The sequence below is a fragment of the Pseudomonas sp. ChxA genome (assembly GCF_030263855.1).
GTDB lineage: Bacteria > Pseudomonadota > Gammaproteobacteria > Pseudomonadales > Pseudomonadaceae > Aquipseudomonas > Aquipseudomonas fluorescens_CB.
This window is the reverse complement of the sequence record NZ_JARPMK010000001.1, coordinates 5,386,718-5,402,230: the sequence shown is the minus strand read 5'-3', so window position 1 is coordinate 5,402,230 and position 15,513 is coordinate 5,386,718. Positions and strand designations below refer to the sequence as shown.

The 15,513-nt window shown below is 61.9% G+C and carries 18 protein-coding genes and 1 pseudogene; all 19 read left to right on the top strand.

Annotated features, from left to right (window positions below; all coding sequences use genetic code 11):
- The first annotated feature begins 3 nt into the window (after positions 1–3).
- The 19 genes and pseudogenes from P5706_RS24245 (at position 4) to P5706_RS24155 (ending at position 15,121) form a co-directional block, all read left to right on the top strand.
- The gene (locus P5706_RS24245) at positions 4–522 is read left to right on the top strand and encodes a hypothetical protein (RefSeq protein ID WP_285682275.1); all 519 of its coding nucleotides are present in this window, start codon (positions 4–6) and stop codon (positions 520–522) included.
- On the top strand, positions 519–1,076 hold the full coding sequence (locus P5706_RS24240) for a phage baseplate assembly protein V (RefSeq protein ID WP_285682273.1): 558 nt from the start codon (positions 519–521) through the stop codon (positions 1,074–1,076). Before P5706_RS24245 ends, P5706_RS24240 begins: the two co-directional genes overlap by 4 nt.
- A gap of 58 nt (positions 1,077–1,134) precedes the next feature.
- A complete protein-coding gene (locus P5706_RS24235) occupies positions 1,135–1,413 on the top strand; it encodes a hypothetical protein (RefSeq protein WP_285682271.1) in 279 nt (92 codons plus the stop codon).
- A gap of 5 nt (positions 1,414–1,418) precedes the next feature.
- Positions 1,419–1,745, top strand: coding sequence for a GPW/gp25 family protein (locus P5706_RS24230; protein ID WP_285682269.1), 327 nt, complete (start codon positions 1,419–1,421; stop codon positions 1,743–1,745).
- On the top strand, positions 1,742–2,623 hold the full coding sequence (locus P5706_RS24225) for a baseplate assembly protein (protein WP_285682267.1): 882 nt from the start codon (positions 1,742–1,744) through the stop codon (positions 2,621–2,623). The genes P5706_RS24230 and P5706_RS24225 overlap by 4 nt, the downstream gene beginning before the upstream one ends.
- A gap of 1 nt (position 2,624) precedes the next feature.
- Entirely contained in the window at positions 2,625–3,233 is a 609-nt protein-coding gene (locus tag P5706_RS24220; protein WP_285682266.1) for a phage tail protein I, read from the top strand.
- Entirely contained in the window at positions 3,226–4,764 is a 1,539-nt protein-coding gene (locus tag P5706_RS24215; protein ID WP_285682264.1) for a phage tail protein, read from the top strand. The genes P5706_RS24220 and P5706_RS24215 overlap by 8 nt, the downstream gene beginning before the upstream one ends.
- Before the next feature lie 3 nt (positions 4,765–4,767).
- Positions 4,768–5,229, top strand: coding sequence for a phage tail assembly chaperone (locus P5706_RS24210; protein WP_285682262.1), 462 nt, complete (start codon positions 4,768–4,770; stop codon positions 5,227–5,229).
- A gap of 102 nt (positions 5,230–5,331) precedes the next feature.
- The gene (locus P5706_RS24205) at positions 5,332–6,498 is read left to right on the top strand and encodes a phage tail sheath subtilisin-like domain-containing protein (RefSeq protein ID WP_285682260.1); all 1,167 of its coding nucleotides are present in this window, start codon (positions 5,332–5,334) and stop codon (positions 6,496–6,498) included.
- A 12-nt stretch (positions 6,499–6,510) separates the two neighbouring features.
- Positions 6,511–7,014: a phage major tail tube protein gene (locus P5706_RS24200; protein WP_285682258.1), complete on the top strand. Its 504-nt coding sequence runs from the start codon at positions 6,511–6,513 to the stop codon at positions 7,012–7,014.
- A 14-nt stretch (positions 7,015–7,028) separates the two neighbouring features.
- A pseudogene (locus P5706_RS24195) lies at positions 7,029–7,304 on the top strand (phage tail assembly protein); the annotation flags it as partial.
- A gap of 12 nt (positions 7,305–7,316) precedes the next feature.
- Positions 7,317–7,628, top strand: coding sequence for a phage tail assembly protein (locus P5706_RS24190; protein WP_285682824.1), 312 nt, complete (start codon positions 7,317–7,319; stop codon positions 7,626–7,628).
- Between the two features lie 150 nt (positions 7,629–7,778).
- Positions 7,779–10,886: a phage tail tape measure protein gene (locus P5706_RS24185; RefSeq protein WP_285682256.1), complete on the top strand. Its 3,108-nt coding sequence runs from the start codon at positions 7,779–7,781 to the stop codon at positions 10,884–10,886.
- Between the two features lie 9 nt (positions 10,887–10,895).
- Positions 10,896–11,741, top strand: a complete 846-nt coding sequence (locus P5706_RS24180; RefSeq protein ID WP_285682254.1) for a phage tail protein — start codon at positions 10,896–10,898, stop codon at positions 11,739–11,741.
- Entirely contained in the window at positions 11,716–11,922 is a 207-nt protein-coding gene (locus tag P5706_RS24175; protein ID WP_285682252.1) for a tail protein X, read from the top strand. The genes P5706_RS24180 and P5706_RS24175 overlap by 26 nt, the downstream gene beginning before the upstream one ends.
- 82 nt (positions 11,923–12,004) lie before the next feature.
- Positions 12,005–13,054, top strand: a complete 1,050-nt coding sequence (locus P5706_RS24170; RefSeq protein ID WP_285682250.1) for a phage late control D family protein — start codon at positions 12,005–12,007, stop codon at positions 13,052–13,054.
- 34 nt (positions 13,055–13,088) lie between these two features.
- Positions 13,089–13,652: a glycoside hydrolase family 19 protein gene (locus P5706_RS24165; protein WP_285682248.1), complete on the top strand. Its 564-nt coding sequence runs from the start codon at positions 13,089–13,091 to the stop codon at positions 13,650–13,652.
- Complete coding sequence (locus tag P5706_RS24160) at positions 13,634–14,176, top strand: lysis protein (protein WP_285682246.1); 543 nt, start codon at positions 13,634–13,636, stop codon at positions 14,174–14,176. The genes P5706_RS24165 and P5706_RS24160 overlap by 19 nt, the downstream gene beginning before the upstream one ends.
- A gap of 150 nt (positions 14,177–14,326) precedes the next feature.
- Complete coding sequence (locus tag P5706_RS24155) at positions 14,327–15,121, top strand: DNA adenine methylase (protein WP_285682244.1); 795 nt, start codon at positions 14,327–14,329, stop codon at positions 15,119–15,121.
- Positions 15,122–15,513 lie beyond the last annotated feature (392 nt).

Sequence of the window (15,513 nt, the reverse complement as noted above, 5' to 3'; positions counted from 1 at the left end):
GCCGTGTCGGAAGAGCCTTTTAGCCTGGATCAGCTTTACCGGGCCATTGAGCAACAACTGCTGGTGGAGTTACCGGGTGTGTGTGCGGTGACGGCCTGGCCGAACATTAAAGATCGTGTAGCGCTGCCAGCGGTGTTTCTGGAGATGGCCGAGATTGAACCGGGCGTCGATATCGGCACCGGGGAAACGACCTTGGTGTGCAGGTTTGAGGCACGCATCGTCGTCGATCCGATCAAGCCGCACCATCATCAACAGGCCGTGCAACTGGCCACCCAGCTCGCGGTGGTTCTGCGGGCGCAGACCTGGGGGCTGGCGGTTGAACCGGCGGTATTCATTCAGGCCGGACAGGATTGGACTCGCCCCGAACTGGATGGCTACACCGTCTGGTTGGTGGAGTGGCATCAGCAGATTTACCTCGGTGCACAGCAATGGCCGTGGCCGGATGAGCAACCGGGCTCGCTGTGGTTCGGTTTCAACCACGACCCGAAAGAGGCGTTTTTTCCAGCGGATGACGTGCCATGAGTTACGCACTTGCTGAACATGACCGCATGATTGCCGCCATGCTGATGCCTTGCGTGGTGGTCGGTGTGGATTTGGCTGCAGCTACTGTTCGAGTGCAGGCCGGTGATTGGGTCAGCGCGTGGGTGCGCTGGCACAGTCTGGCCGCCGGCAAGGCCCGTCACTGGCGGGCGCCGAGCCTGAACGAGCAGGGGGTGCTGTTCAATCCCAGCGGCCAGGCCGGCATGGGCACCTTCATTCCAGGGCTCTACGGCGATGCCGGTGGCCAGCCGGATAACCGCGATCACGTGGAGGTCTGGCGCTTTGATGATGGCGGTTCGCTGGTCTACGACTGGGCGGCCAAGAGCTACAGCATCACCCTGCCGAGCGGTACGGTGACCATCAAAGTCGCCAGCACGGAGGTGGTCGTAACGGACAGCGCCGTCAACGTGACCACCGGGAACATCAACCTGAAAGCCGCAGTGACCATCGACGGCGCCTTACACGTCACTCAGGGCATCACCAGTGCCGGCGCGATCATCGACGTCGGTGGCAATAGCAACCACCACACACACTAATTTCGACTCCCACGACAGCCCGCCCAGTGCGGGCTTCTTCACATCTGGAGCATGCTTTATGAGTAAGTCTAGAGCTGATGGTACTTCCGCCGAGGTTGCCGAAGCCATTGCAGTGCCAGGATTGAAACCAGCACCGCTGGGGTTTCCTGCTACTGCTATCGCAGCTGAGCCCATCGGTCCCCCACGCGTTTTTCGCGACAAGCTTTTCACCTCTCGCACCTTGATTCTGCCCGATGGCGCCACTTTGCCGGTAGTGGCCGGGCGCGTCGTTGCTTGTGGTGATGACCAATATGCCTTTTTGAAAGCGCATCCAGATCTGGAGCAATTACCGGAGTAACCAAAATGATCGGAATGGATCGCCAGACCGGCCAGCCCATTTCCGGCATCGAGCATTTGCGGCAGTCCATCGGCGACATTCTGACCACACCGTTGGGCAGTCGTCGGCATCGACCAGAGTACGGCAGCACGCTCCGGCGCTTTGTTGACCTGCCTGTTAACGAGGGCTGGAAAAGCTCCGTGCAGGCGGAAGCTGCCAGGGCCTTGGGTCGCTGGGAGCCGCGTTTGAAGCTGGACCAGGTGCGGGTCATTTCGGTGATCGGCGGGCAAATTAATCTGAAAATCGCCGGCAAGTATCAAGGCGACGGCGTGCTGTTGGAGGTGGGCGTATGAGCATCGTTGATCTGTCGTCGCTACCTGCACCGAGCGTGCTGGAGCCGTTGGATTTCGAAGCAGTGTATGAGGAAGGCTTGGGGGTCTTTCGCGGCTACATGGGCGACAACTGGAGCGCCGCGCTGGAAAGCGATCCGGTCACCAAGGTGCTGGAGGTCGGGGCCTATATCAAGGTCGGTAACCGCGCCCGGGTCAACGATGCCGGCAAGGCGCTGTTAGTGGCACACGCCATCCGCGACGACCTCGATCACTTGGGTGCCAACGTCAATCTCAAGCGCCTGGTCATTCAAGCCGCGGATCTGCTGGCGGTGCCTCCGGTGCCTGAGGTCAGGGAAGAAGACGATCCGTTCCGTGAACGTATTCAATTGGCCTTTGAGGGGCTGACCACCGCCGGCCCGCGTGCCAGCTACATCTTGCACGCGCGCAATGCGTCGGGCCTGGTCGCGGATGCCACCGCCGAAAGTCCGGCACCGTGCAACGTTACGGTCACGGTGCTGAGTTCCGAGGGCAAAGGCGTGGCCAGTCCTGAGCTGCTGGCCACGGTCAAGGCGGCGCTGAATGACGAGGATGTCCGGCCGTTGGGCGATCGGCTGACCGTGCAAAGCGCGCAGATTATCGACTACCGCATTAATGCCATTTTGCACATGAGCAGTGTCGGCCCTGAGGCGGACGCCAGTCTGGCCGAGGCCAAAAGCCGCGTTAACGCCTGGATCAATCCGCGCAAGCGCCTGGGGGTCGAGGTGGCGCGTTCGGCGGTGGACGCGCAACTGCATATCGCCGGCGTGTCTCGGGTTGAGCTGGTTGGCTGGGTGGACTTGGCCCCGACCAAGGCCCAGGCGGCGTACTGCATCGAAGTCACCGTAAATCTGGCGGTCTGACATGAACAGTCTACTGCCGAGCAATAGCACGCCCCTGGAGCGCGCCCTGGAGGCGGCGTTCTACGAAAAAACCATTGTCCCGCTGCGCACGCTCTACAACGCCGACACCTGTCCGGTGCATTTGCTGCCGCACCTGGCGTGGGCCTGGTCAGTTGATCGCTGGGATTACCGGTGGACTGAAGCGGTCAAGCGCGCGGCCATTAAGGCGTCTTACTACGTTCATGCCCACAAAGGGACCATCGGCGCCTTGCGCCGGGTGGTCGAACCTCTGGGCTATCTGATCGAGATTATCGAGTGGTTCAACACGGTGCCGGAGGGGGTTCCGGGCACCTTCGCGCTCAAGGTCGGCGTGCTGGACACCGGGATCACCGAGGAAATGTATCAGGAGCTTGAGCGCCTGATTGACGACGCCAAGCCGGTGACCCGGCATCTGACGGGCCTGGCGATCAGCCTGGAAAGCCAAGGCGTTTTGAACGTCGCGGTCAGCGTGTACGAAGGCGACGAAATCGACGTTTACCCGCCGGTGATGCGTGACATCGAGGTCAGCGGCACCCTCGGCGTGGTTGGCCGTGAACACTCCATAGACACCCTGGACGTTTATTATGATTGATGCGAATTCGCAATTTTTTGCGATCCTCACGAATGTGGGGATGGCCAAGCTGGCAAACGCGACCGCGCTCGGCGTTCCCCTGGAGTTCACCCAAATGGGCGTGGGCGATGCCAACAACACCGACCCGATCCCCAGCGCGGCGCAAACCAGCCTAATCAACGAGTGGCGCCGCCAGCCGTTGAATCAGGTGCGGGTCGACCCGGTCAATGCGGCGGTGATCATCGCCGAGCAGATTATTCCGGCCGATGTGGGCGGGCGCTGGATCCGCGAGATAGGTCTGTACGACGCGGCGGGCGATCTGGTGGCGGTGGCCAACTGTGCGCCGAGCTTCAAGCCGGTGCTGTCGCAAGGCTCCGGCCGCACGCAAGTGGTGCGGATGAATTTCATCGTCGCCAGTTCCGGCAACATCACACTGAAGATTGACCCGGCGGTGGTGTTGGCGACCCGCGACTACGTTGATACGCGGATCATGGAAGAGCTGTATAAGCTCGACAGCAAGCAGTCGGTGCGGGTGGCCACCACGGCCAACATCGCGCTGGCCGGGCTTCAAACCATCGATGCGGTTGCCTTGGTCGCCGGTGATCGCGTGCTGGTGAAAAGTCAGGCCGTGGCCAAAGACAATGGCATTTACCTGGCAGCGGCGGCGGTCTGGACGCGGGCGCCGGATGCCGACACCAATGCCGAGGTGACGTCGGCGCTGCTGACGTCGGTCGAGCAGGGCGCCACGCAAGCCGACACCCGTTGGCAGTTGGTCACCGATGGGGTGATTGTGGTCGGCACCACGGCGCTGAGTTTTCAGAACGTGACCCAAGGCTTTGCGCCGATCAACTCGCCGGCCTTTCTGGGTACGCCAACCTGTCCGACGCCACCGCAGTTCGCCACCGGCCAGGTGCTGGTCAATGCTGAGTTTGTGCAGCGGGCGCTGGGGAATCCTCGCGGGAATGCGGCTGTTACTGCCTCGCGTTCGTTAACATTGACGGACATTGGCAAAATTCTCTGGCTGGGCTCGGCCGGCCCCTTCACTTTGACCCTCCCAACGCCTGGCAGCCTCGGCGTTCCGATTGGCGGAGGGTTCGATGTGTTTGCAACTTCCATCATGGGAACTCTGGCGACCAGTGGCGGGGCGACCATTCAGGAGCCGGACGGCGATTACGGTTCAACCTTTATTATCAAGTCTGGCCAGTCGGCCCGGCTGATGGCGAATTCGGCCGATCAGTGGGTGGTTACGGCCTCCACCGCCGGCCTTGGGAGCAACGCAGACTTTGCGTTCGTTCTAGGGGCATCTGCCGCCAGCCAGCAGATGCCGGGCTTGTCGGCTAAAACAGGCAGCCTCAGCAACGCCTCGACTGCGACCTCAATACCTTTGACGTTTCCCGTCGCCTTCCCGGTGGCCTGTGTCGCCCTGATCATGACCGGGTGGAATGGAACGGTAGGGGTGTACAACCATCAGGGGCGAGATCGTATGGGAGCGCAGATATTAAGAGGCGCCAATGCAAACTATCAGTTTGATTATGTTGCTATAGGGTATTAATAAATGGCCATGTACTACTGCCGCGTCAACGAAACAAGGGGTGGTTTTTTTGATCCTCGTATCCACGGTGAAATCGGCAGCCCTGGCTGTACCATTCCAGAGGGTGCAAAAGAGCTTACGGATGAGTTGTATGCCGAGTTAACGGCGGCCCAAGATAATGGCAAGCTGGTCTACCCTGATGCGGATGGCTACCCGGTGCTGATCGATCCGCCGCCACCGTCGCCGGAGGAACAGGCCACCACCGAGCGCACCTGGCGTGATGTCCAGCTGACCGCCACGGACGGTGTTGTCACCCGGCACCGTGACGAGCTGGAGGAAGGCGTCGCGACCACGCTCACGGTCGAGCAATACGCCGAATTGCAAGTCTACCGCCGGCAATTGCGCGACTGGCCGGAAAATGGCGAGTTCCCGCTAATCGATCATCGCCCGATCGCGCCGCCCTGGCTGGCCGAGCAAACCCAATAAACGCCCCGCACTGACGGGGCGTTTTCTTTTCCGTTACGCGCAACACCCACAACCATCAGCCTCGCGAATGCGGGGCTTTTCCATTTCTGGAGATTGACCTTTATGAGTGGTTTCTTCCATGGCGTCACGACCTCGCTGATCGACAACGGCGCGCGGACCATTGCGCTGCCGTCGTCGTCGATCATTGGCTTGTGCGACACCTTCACCCCCGGCCTGCTCGGCGGTGGCACGGCCAAGGCCGGCGAGTTGATGTTGATCACCACCGAGCGCGAAGCCATTGCGGCCTTCGGTGCTGACTCGGCCATTACCCGAGCGGCGCAGGCGATCTACGCACGGGCCAAGGCGGTGATCGTCGCCGTCGGTGTGCCCAAGCTGGAGGATCTGGCGCTGCAAACCTCGGCCATCATTGGTGGTGTGTTGGCCTCGGGGCAGCGGACCGGTTTGCAGGCGCTGCTGGATGGTAAGAGCGTGCACAACGCCCAACCAAAACTGCTGATTGCTCCAGGGCATTCGGCGACCCAGGCCGTGGCCACCGCCATGGACAGCCTGGCTGGCAAGTTGCGCGCAATGGCCATCATCGACGGACCGAACACCACCGATGAAGCGGTGATGGAATACGCCGAGAACTTCGGCAGCAAGCGGATTTTCCTGGTCGATCCGGGCGTGCAGTTCTGGAGCACGGTGGAAAGTGCCACGGTCGACGCGCCGGGCTCGGCCTGGACCGCCGGTTTGTTTGCCTGGACCGATGCGAACTACGGCTACTGGGCGTCGCCGTCGAACAAGGAATTTGTCGGTATCACCGGCACCACGCGGCCGATTGAGTACCTGGACGGCGACGAGACCTGCCGGGCCAACCTGCTCAATGGCGCGAACATCGCCACGATCATCCGCGACGGCGGCTATCGCCTGTGGGGCAACCGTACCTGTTCCAGCGATCCGAAGTGGGCCTTTGTCACCCGCGTGCGCACCTGCGACATCCTCATGGATGCAATCCAGGCAGGGCACAAATGGGCGGTCGACCGCTCGATCACCAAGACCTACGTCAAGGAAGTGACCGAAGGCCTGGACGCGTTCATGCGCGACCAGAAAAACGCCGGCGCCATCATCAACTTCGAAGTGTTCGCCGACACCGAGCTCAACACCGCCAGCCAGATCGAGCAGGGCAAAGTGTATTGGCGCATCCGCTTCACCGACGTGCCGCCAGCGGAAAACCCGAACTTCCTGATCGAAGTCACCAACCAGTGGCTGACCGAAGTCCTCGACGCTTAAGGAGCGCGCTAGATGATCCCTCAAACTTTGTTTAACACCAACCTGTTCGTCGACGGCGTGAACTTTGCTGGCGACGTGCCGAGCCTGACCTTGCCCAAGCTGACGGTGAAAACCGACGAGTACCGGGCCGGCGGCATGGCCGGTGCCATCGAGATGTCCCAGGGCCTGGAAAAGATGGAGGCGACCTTTGTCACCAAAGGTGTGCGTCGCGAGTCGCTGAAGCACTTCGGTCTGGCCGATGGCTCGGCGTTCAACGCGTCGTTCCGTGGCGCCTTCCGCGGCCACAAGGGCGCGGTGACGGCGGTCGTGGCGACCCTGCGGGGTCTGCTGAAAGAGGTCGACCTGGGGGACTGGAAGGCCGGTGATCCGGCGGAGATCAAACACGCCATTGCACCGGTTTACTACAAGCTCGAAATCGACGGTCGCGTGATGTACGAAATCGACATGATCGCCGGTGTTCAGGTAATCGACGGCAAAGACCAGCTCGCCGAAGTGCGCTCCGCACTCGGCCTCTAAGGGAATAGATCCGGATGACCATGCAAACTGCAAATAAGCTGCCGGTCTGGCTGTCGATCGACACGGATCGTGCGGTGATCACCCTTTCGCGACCGAGCGAGGTCAATGGGGTCAAGGTCGATACGTTGGTGCTGCGTGCGCCGCTGGTGCGCGAAGTCCGTGCCGCTGATCGCGCCGCCGGTGACGATGACGAACTGCGCGAGCTGCAGCTGTTCGCCAGCCTGGCCGAGGCGGGCCTCAAAGATTTGGAAGGCCTGAAGGTGGTGGACTATCGCCGCCTGCAGACGGCCTATTCGAACCTGGTGCCGCATGCCGACTATTCGAAAACGCTCCCCGCCTGGTTGTCGGTCACCGCCGAAAACGCGGTGGTCAGCCTGTCGCGCCCGAGCGAGGTCAACGGCGTGCAGATCGACACACTGACCCTGCGTTCGCCCACGGTGCGCGAAGTGCGGGCGGCGGATCGGGCGGCAGGTGGTGACGACGAACAGCGCGAACTGGTGCTGTTCGCCGAACTGGCCGGCGCGGCTATCGCTGACCTGGAGGGCCTGAAAGTGGTGGACTACAACCGCCTGCAGGCCGGCTATTTTCGCCTGGAGCAAGACGACGGGGTTTGATCCGGGGGTGATGAAGATGGTGGCGAAACGTCTCGCGGCGGACACCGGATTTTCCGCCGCTGAGATTCAGTCGATGCCGTTTTCCGAGATGGTCTGGTGGCTCACGGATTGAGCCGCTTCCGGTAATGCTCTACACAGGGGAGCCATGACATGGCGAACAAACTCTCCCTCGGGTTGGTGATCGGCGGTGCCGTCAGTCCTACGGTCGGCGCCGCGTTCAATGAGGTCACCGGGCGCATCAAGCGTCTGGAAGCGGAAGGCAACAAGGCGCGGGTGCTGCAGCGCACGATTGGCGACACCATTCGCCTGCGTGATGAATGGAAAAAGGCCCACGACAGCGGCGCCGCTGGGGCGTCCAAACTGCTGGGTCGCCTGAATTCCAACCTCGACAGCCTGAAGAAACAGGGCATCGAGGTCGGTCGGCTGGACCAGGCCTATCGATCCCTCGGCCAGACCGCGAATAAGGCGGAACTCAAGGCCAAGGGTTACCAGCAGATCGATGCCGGTAAGGCCGGGATGAAAAGCACGGTCGGTCAGGCCGTGGCCGGGGTGGCGACGGTGGGCATTGCGACCAAGGTCAGTGCCGACTTCGGGGCCATTGTCCGTGACATCGCGATCAAGGCCGGGATTGCCAACGATCCGAAAGAAAAGCAGGTGTCGCAGAAGATCATCGAGACTTCGCGCGACACCGGCATGGCGCGCAATGACGTTGCCGACGTGGTCAACCAGTTGGTGGGGGCCGGCATGGACCTGGCCAAGGCGCTGGAGTATGCGCCGGTTGCGGCCAAGTTTGCCGTGGGCCAGGGCTCGAACGGCGCCGACACGGCGAAGATGATCAACGCGCTCGGGCAGAACGCCAAGATCACCGACGCCAAACAGATGCAGCAGGCGCTCGAAGCCATTGCCTTTCAGGGACAGGCTGGCAGCTTCGAGGCGGTCGACATGGCCCGCTGGTTCCCCGAGCTGTTGTCGAACATGGGCAACCTGAACATCACCGGCATGGACGCGGTGACGCAGCTGGGCGCGATGCTGCAGGTGCAGATGAAAACCGCCGGCGGTGCCGACGAGGCAGCGAACAACCTCAAAAACTGGATGGGCAAGATCGGTTCGACCGACACCGTGGAGGCCTACAAAAAGGCCGGCATCGACTACAAGGGCTCGATGCAGACCGGTTTGCAGAACGGCATGTCGACGCTGGAATCGAGCATGGCGTTGGCGCAGAAGTACATTCAGGTCACCGACCCGAAACGGGCGGCGCTGATGGCCGAAGCGACGTCGAAGATCAGCCAGGAGGCGGATCCGGAAAAGGCCAAGGCCATGATGGCGTCGCTGGAGGAGGCCTTGCGCACCGGCGACCTGTTCGCCGACATGCAGGTCAAGGCCGCGCTTTCGGCCTACCTGCAGAACAAGGCGCTGTACAGCCAGCTGAAAAACGATTCGCGCGAAGCCTCAGGCATCCTCGACAAAAACCTGGCCGAGCGGCGTGAGTCGTCGTCACAGAAGTGGGCCGAAATGGCGCAGTCGATGGACGACGCCATGCGCAGCGTTGGCGACGCCTTGCGCCCTGTGACGGATACCGTGGCGGAAGCGCTGACCAAAGTTACCAAGGGCATTACTGCGCTGGCGGACAGCTCGCCCGGCGTGGTCACTGGCATTGCGGCGGTCGGGGGTGGATTGCTCGCGCTGCAGACGGCGGTTAGCTCATTCAAGATCGGCAAGGGATTGCTCAACCTGGCGCGCGGGACATTGGGCAAAGGCAGGTCCGGCGAAGTGCAGAAGGTCTTTGTCACCAACTCGCTGGAGGGAGACCGGGTCGGCACGGGGGCAGAGCCCAAGGGCAAAGCGGGTAAGGCCCTGTCCCTAGTCGAGACGGGGTTGAAGGCTGTCGCGGCCTTCAAGGGTGCGCCCGAGGCCAGTGACACCACTGACGGACAGGAGAGTAAGAAAACCGGTGGTTTCGATCTGGTGGCGACCGGGCTCAAAGTGGTGTCGCTCGCCAAGGAGGCCACCGGCGACGGTGAGGTGCAAGCCGGTCTGGATGACGGCAGCGTCAAGAAAGTGTTTGTGGTGAACGCGGCGGCCCTAGGCGGCGGTGGCGGGGGGCCGTTTGAGAATCGGCGCCGGGCTCGCGGGGCTCCTCGCAATGCCTCGCGGCGGCGTCGGGTTGCCACGCCGCCAAGGCCGAGCGGTCCGTCCCGTCCACCGCTGCCCGCGCCTCGACCGGCCACACCGGTACCGCGACCGCCAATGTCCGTGCCCAGGCCGCCTGCGCCGGTACCTGTGCCACGGACACCGATGCCTTTGCCGGCACCGGTGCCAATGCCGCGACCTCCGGTACCTGTGCCACCGGCACCGGTGTCATTGCCGCGACCTCCGGTTCCCGTGGCTCCAGTGCCGGTGTCATTGCCGCGACCTGCAGTACCCGTTCCGCCATCGCCGGTGCCGTTGCCTCGGCCAGCTGTTCCCTTGCCGCGTCCTCCCGTACCGCTGCCGCCAACCGGTGGCGTAATGGCCAAGGTGGCGGCTGTAGCGGGAACGGTGGGGAAGGTCGGCAAGGTGGGCAAAGTGATCCCGGGCGGCTCGTTGCTGGAGGCGGGAAGCATGGCCGTCGACACTTACCTGAATGCCGAGACGAAAGATCAAAAAGCCGAAGGTTACGGTGCGGCAGCGGGTTCGCTGGCAGGCACCATGGCCGGCGCCGCGGCCGGCGCGGCCATCGGTTCCGTGGTGCCCATCATCGGTACCGCGATTGGAGGCTTGGTCGGTGCGTACCTGGGCAGCATGGGCGGCACCGCATTGGGTGGGGTCGTGGGCAAGTCGTGGTTTGGTGGCGAGGAAGAAAAGCCTGCCGCACCGGCAACGCCATTGTTGATGGCGCCTCGGCCCGGCCCGGTGGTGCCCAGCTTGGCCAGCATGGGGCGATCTTTCAATGGGGCGAACGAGCCCGGCGCGCTACTGATGGCGTCCAGTTCCGCGCCGCCCAACCCAGCCTTGGGTGACGTCGCCCGCGCACTGGCGACGCCGGCACCGGTCAAACCGGCGGCGGTGGCGATCCAACCCAAGGAGCCAGCGAAACCGGTACCCACGAAAGTGGATCAGCAGTTCCAGTACTCATTGAGCATGCCGGTCACGGTGCAAGGTGACGTCAAAGATCCACAGCGTCTGGCTCAGGACTTGATGCCGTACATGCAGCGAATGATGGCCGACGCCGCGAAACAGAACGCGTCGAGCCAGTTGTTCGATGAACCCCACTTGTAAGGAGAACCCATGGCTTACATGGAGCAATTGCAGGCTGGCCTCAAGTACCTGGTCGAAGCCGGAGAGTCCGGACGCCGCAGTGCGGACGGCATGCTCGGCCCGGTCAACGGTGCGATCCGGGAAATTACCGGTGCCGCGTCCGAGCTGGAGAATATCCCGTTCGTGGGACCGGTAATCGGCGCCAAGCTGCAGCGGGTAATGCGCGGCGTAGACGCGGCGCAAACCAAAGTCGGGCAGGTGGTGGCCACCTACGGGCGGGCCACCCGGGCCGCCGCGGAAGTGCAGGAACGCATGGGGACGCTGAAGGAACAGGCGGGCAAGGCGGCGACGGCGATCAACAAGATCGCCGGCAAGGTCAGCCCGTCGCTGGCCAACATCGTCCCCACCAGTGCGTTTGCCACCGATGCCACGCCGGCGCCGGAGGCAGTAAAACCGTTTCCGCACTTGCTGATCATTCAGCCACAGGATCCCAAGGCGCCACCTTACTACTTCAACCTGGACACGGCGGCCTTCGACGAGCTGTCACGGTCGACCGAGTTTCGCTGGGCCTCGCAAGAGCGCCTGTCGCGTCGGCCGGCGCAGCAGGCGGTGGGCATTGGTGAAGAGAAAATCACCCTGAAGGGCACGATTTACCCGGGCTTCAAGGGCGGATTGAAGCAGCTCGACACCTTGCGCAGCATTGGCGCGCAACTGAAGCCGTTAACCCTGACCACAGGTTACGGCGATGTCATGGGCACCTGGTGCCTGAAGAACATCACGGAAGAGCAGGGCGCGCTGATGCACGGCGGGATTCCGCGTAAACAAGGGTTCACTCTGGAGTTTGTGCGCTATGGCGATGACATGCAGAACGTCTGACGGGGATCTGCTGGACACCATCTGCCATAACTTTTATGGCCATCTGGTGGGCAGTGTTGAGGCGGTGCTGGATGCCAATCAAGGCCTGGCCGATGAGCCGCAACCCTATCGCGCCGGCGTGGTGATCACCCTGCCGGATCTGGCTACACCTGTGCAGGATCAGGTCACGCTATGGGATTGATGGTCTACACTCGTGCCGCTTGATAACTCAAGCTCCTTACTTTCATACCCGCCTTGTGCGGTTTTTTTTTTGGAAAAAATCCATGACCCCCAGGTTTCGCATTGTCGCCAATGGCGCCGACATCACGGCCTTGATCAATGATCGGCTGATCCAGCTGCGCACCCTGGACAAGCCCGGGATGGAATCCGATGAGTTTGAATTGCGCATCGATGATCGCGATGGCCAGGTGACGTTGCCGTCACGCGGTAGTGCCATCGAGGTCTATCTCGGTTACGCCGAAACGTCGCTGGCCCGCATGGGGCGATACGTGGTCGACGAGGTCGAGATCTCGGGGCCGCCGGACACGCTGGTGATCAAGGGCAAGGCCAGTGACATGCGCGGCACGGGCAAGACCATCCGCAGTGGCAGTTGGGAGAACGTGCCGCTGTCGACCATCGTGACCGACATTGCTGCGCGCAACGGCTGGCAGTCGGGGTGTCCGGTGGCAACCAAAGTGGTCCGGGCGGATCAGCTCAACGAGTCTGATTTTAATTTCCTCACCCGGCTGGCCAAGCAGTACGACTGCACGGCCAAGGTGGCCGAGGGCAAGCTGCTGGTGATGCCACGCCAGGGTGGCCAAAGCGCAAGCGGCAAAGCCTTCGGCTCCATCACCCTGACGCGCAGCGATGTCAGCCGCTGGCAGTTTCGTCTGGGGGATCGCAATGCACACAAGGCCGTGGCGACCAAACACCAGGACAAGAAAAACGGGAAGCTGGTGGTGGTTTCCCTGGACAACGACGACGTGCCCGATGGCCTGCCGGCGGTGCATACCGACCGACATATCTACCCCAATAAAACCGCTGCTGAGGCGGCGGCCAAGGCCCGCTTGGCAGCGTTCAATCGCTCCGGCGCCGCTGTGCGTCTGGAGATGCCCGGGCGCACGGACATTTTCGCCGAACGGTCGATCAATGCCCAGGGCTTCAAGGACGGGCTCGACGGTGAGTACCTGGCGGACTCGGTCGAACAGGTTTACACCCAGTCCGGCTGGTCGACCACGGTGGAGTGCAACGGTGGCCAGCAGGGCAAAGCCAAGGCCAAAGGCAAAAAGAAAAAACCACCACAAGACCTCAAGGTCGTGCCGCTGAATCAATAGCAGCGTCCTCCGTCACAGAAACAGGAGCAAGCGAATGCCGTTAACTGAGCAACAACTGCAACGCATCATGCCCAACGCCCGCCGCCAAGCGGGCGTTTTTGTATCCGCGCTAAATGCCGCCATGGTCCGCCGGCAAATCAACACACCGAAACGCCAGGCCGCATTCCTCGCGCAGGTCGGGCACGAATCCGGTCAACTGCAGTACGTGCGTGAACTGGGGGGCGATCAGTACCTGAGCAAATACGACACCGGCAATTTAGCGGTGAAGCTGGGCAACACCCCGGAAGCGGATGGGGATGGCCAGCGTTATCGCGGTCGCGGCCTGATTCAGATCACCGGCCACAGCAACTACCTACGCTGCAGCCTGGCGCTGTTCGGTGACGAGCGCCTGTTGCGCACCCCTGAACTGCTCGAACTGCCGCAGTGGGCGGCCGAATCCGCCGCGTGGTTCTGGTGGATCCGTGAATTGAACGCGCTCGCCGATCGGGACGAGTTCGAGGCGATCACCCGCAAGATCAACGGCGGCCTCAACGGCCTGGCTGATCGGCTGCAGCTGTGGGAGCGGGCGGGGGCGGTGTTATGCGTCTCGTCGACCTGATCCCTGCGCCGTATCGAGTGGTGGTAGTCGGCAGCCTACTGGTTGCAGTCGCGGGGGGTGCTGCCGCGTCGGCCTGGCAGATCCAGGCTTGGCGCTACGGTAAGCAAGTCGCCGACCAGGCCCGACTGCACACCGAGACCCTCAACCAATTAACCCTAGCCTCGGCCGCGCAACAGCGTGTCGAGCAGGACAAGCGTCTGGCCCTGGAGCAGCGACTTTCCACCAGCGAACAAACCCATTACCGAGCCCTGAGCGATGCCCAACGTGATCAAGGTCGCCTGCGCGACCGTCTTGCCACTGCTGATGTGCGCCTGTCAGTCCTACTCGACGCCACCGATTCAGCCAACGGCTGCGCAATGTCAGCCACCCCCGCCACCGGCGGCGTGGTTCATGGCCCCACAAGAGCCCAACTTGACCCAACGCATGCTCAACGAATTATCGGCATCACCGATGCCGGCGACCAAGGACTGATCGCCTTGGCGGCCTGTCAGGCCTATGCCAAAGAAGTCTCAACACCGAAGTGAAAAAGAGCGACCGATCTGGATGCGTCAACATCCAGCCCGGCCGCCGTCCCTGCAGATCGTCCCTGCAAGTCCAGCCAAGGCTCTTACTCCGTGCACGAAGCGCGGCGAGCCTAGTACCTGTTTATCCATACAGTAAAGGTCTTGCTCTCTATGTCTACTCCCATCATCCCTTGGATGGGCGGCAAACGCCGTCTGGCCGACCGCCTCATTCCGCTTTTTCCGCCTCACGAATGCTACGTCGAAGTTTTTGCCGGCGGTGCCGCGCTGTACTTCATGCGGCCCCAGGCGGCGCCCGTTGAAGTCCTCAACGACATCAACGGCGACCTGGTCACGCTGTACCGCGTCGTGCAGAACCACCTCGAAGAGTTCGTGCGCCAATTCAAGTGGGCGCTCAGCTCGCGTCAGGTATTCGAGTGGCAGAAGATGACCCGCCCCGAAACCCTCACCGACATCCAGCGCGCCGCGCGATTTTTCTACCTGCAGCACCATGCCTTCGCCGGCAAGGTAACTGGACAGACCTTCGGTACCGCGACCACCGGCCCGGCCATCAACCTGTTGCGGATCGAGGAAAACCTCTCGGCCGCTTGGCAACGGTTGTCCGGCACTTACGTCGAACACTTGCCATGGCTTGATTGCGCCGAGCGCTACGACCGTGCCCACACCTTCCATTACATGGATCCGCCTTACTGGCAGACCGCCGGCTATGGCGTGGACTTTCCATTCGAAAACTACGAGCGGATGGCCGATTTCATGCGGCGGTGCAAAGGCAAGGTGATGGTCAGCATCAATGATCACCCGGACATCCGGCGCGTGTTTGAAGGCTTTCACTTTGAGACGCTGGACATCCGGTACTGCAATACCAACCAGCGGCAAAGAACGGCTGAGGTCAGCCGCGAGCTGGTGATCATGAATTGGGAACCCGCCGAGTTGGGAGGATTGTTTTAAGACTATTGGTCCAGTAGGAAGAGGGCCGACAGCTGCCTATCATAACGAGCAGATCTTGGCCGATTCTGTTGAAAAAGTCGGGCGTGGTTTTCACGGCAGAAAAGTACGCGTCTGAGATTGAATTCCATACTTCCGACAGAGGCTTCTGGGCTCAGATTTCACGTAGCAGCGCGCAGAAATGAATCGCCCCGGGTTCTCTAGATATTTCGTTGAGATCTCACTGCCCCCTGAGGCAGAGAAGATCGGTAAGCGATGGCGTTAGTGATCGATCGGATTCAACGTAGTTAATACACTGAGAAGCTGCGAAGTAAGAGCTGTTTCAGTCCGTATTGCCCTGTACAAGGCCTCCAGCATTCTTGAAACAATGGCGACCGGCCCCTCTGATTGGGGCG

Excerpts from the sequence above, each read along its gene's own strand:
- P5706_RS24240 (WP_285682273.1), top strand. The coding sequence starts at position 519 with ATGAGTTACGCACTTGCTGAACATGACCGCATGATTGCCGCCATGCTG.
- P5706_RS24235 (WP_285682271.1), top strand. The coding sequence starts at position 1,135 with ATGAGTAAGTCTAGAGCTGATGGTACTTCCGCCGAGGTTGCCGAAGCC.
- P5706_RS24230 (WP_285682269.1), top strand. The coding sequence starts at position 1,419 with ATGATCGGAATGGATCGCCAGACCGGCCAGCCCATTTCCGGCATCGAG.
- P5706_RS24225 (WP_285682267.1), top strand. The coding sequence starts at position 1,742 with ATGAGCATCGTTGATCTGTCGTCGCTACCTGCACCGAGCGTGCTGGAG.
- P5706_RS24220 (WP_285682266.1), top strand. The coding sequence starts at position 2,625 with ATGAACAGTCTACTGCCGAGCAATAGCACGCCCCTGGAGCGCGCCCTG.
- P5706_RS24215 (WP_285682264.1), top strand. The coding sequence starts at position 3,226 with ATGATTGATGCGAATTCGCAATTTTTTGCGATCCTCACGAATGTGGGG.
- P5706_RS24210 (WP_285682262.1), top strand. The coding sequence starts at position 4,768 with ATGGCCATGTACTACTGCCGCGTCAACGAAACAAGGGGTGGTTTTTTT.
- P5706_RS24205 (WP_285682260.1), top strand. The coding sequence starts at position 5,332 with ATGAGTGGTTTCTTCCATGGCGTCACGACCTCGCTGATCGACAACGGC.
- P5706_RS24200 (WP_285682258.1), top strand. The coding sequence starts at position 6,511 with ATGATCCCTCAAACTTTGTTTAACACCAACCTGTTCGTCGACGGCGTG.
- P5706_RS24185 (WP_285682256.1), top strand. The coding sequence starts at position 7,779 with ATGGCGAACAAACTCTCCCTCGGGTTGGTGATCGGCGGTGCCGTCAGT.
- P5706_RS24180 (WP_285682254.1), top strand. The coding sequence starts at position 10,896 with ATGGCTTACATGGAGCAATTGCAGGCTGGCCTCAAGTACCTGGTCGAA.
- P5706_RS24175 (WP_285682252.1), top strand. The coding sequence starts at position 11,716 with ATGGCGATGACATGCAGAACGTCTGACGGGGATCTGCTGGACACCATC.
- P5706_RS24170 (WP_285682250.1), top strand. The coding sequence starts at position 12,005 with ATGACCCCCAGGTTTCGCATTGTCGCCAATGGCGCCGACATCACGGCC.
- P5706_RS24165 (WP_285682248.1), top strand. The coding sequence starts at position 13,089 with ATGCCGTTAACTGAGCAACAACTGCAACGCATCATGCCCAACGCCCGC.
- P5706_RS24160 (WP_285682246.1), top strand. The coding sequence starts at position 13,634 with ATGCGTCTCGTCGACCTGATCCCTGCGCCGTATCGAGTGGTGGTAGTC.
- P5706_RS24155 (WP_285682244.1), top strand. The coding sequence starts at position 14,327 with ATGTCTACTCCCATCATCCCTTGGATGGGCGGCAAACGCCGTCTGGCC.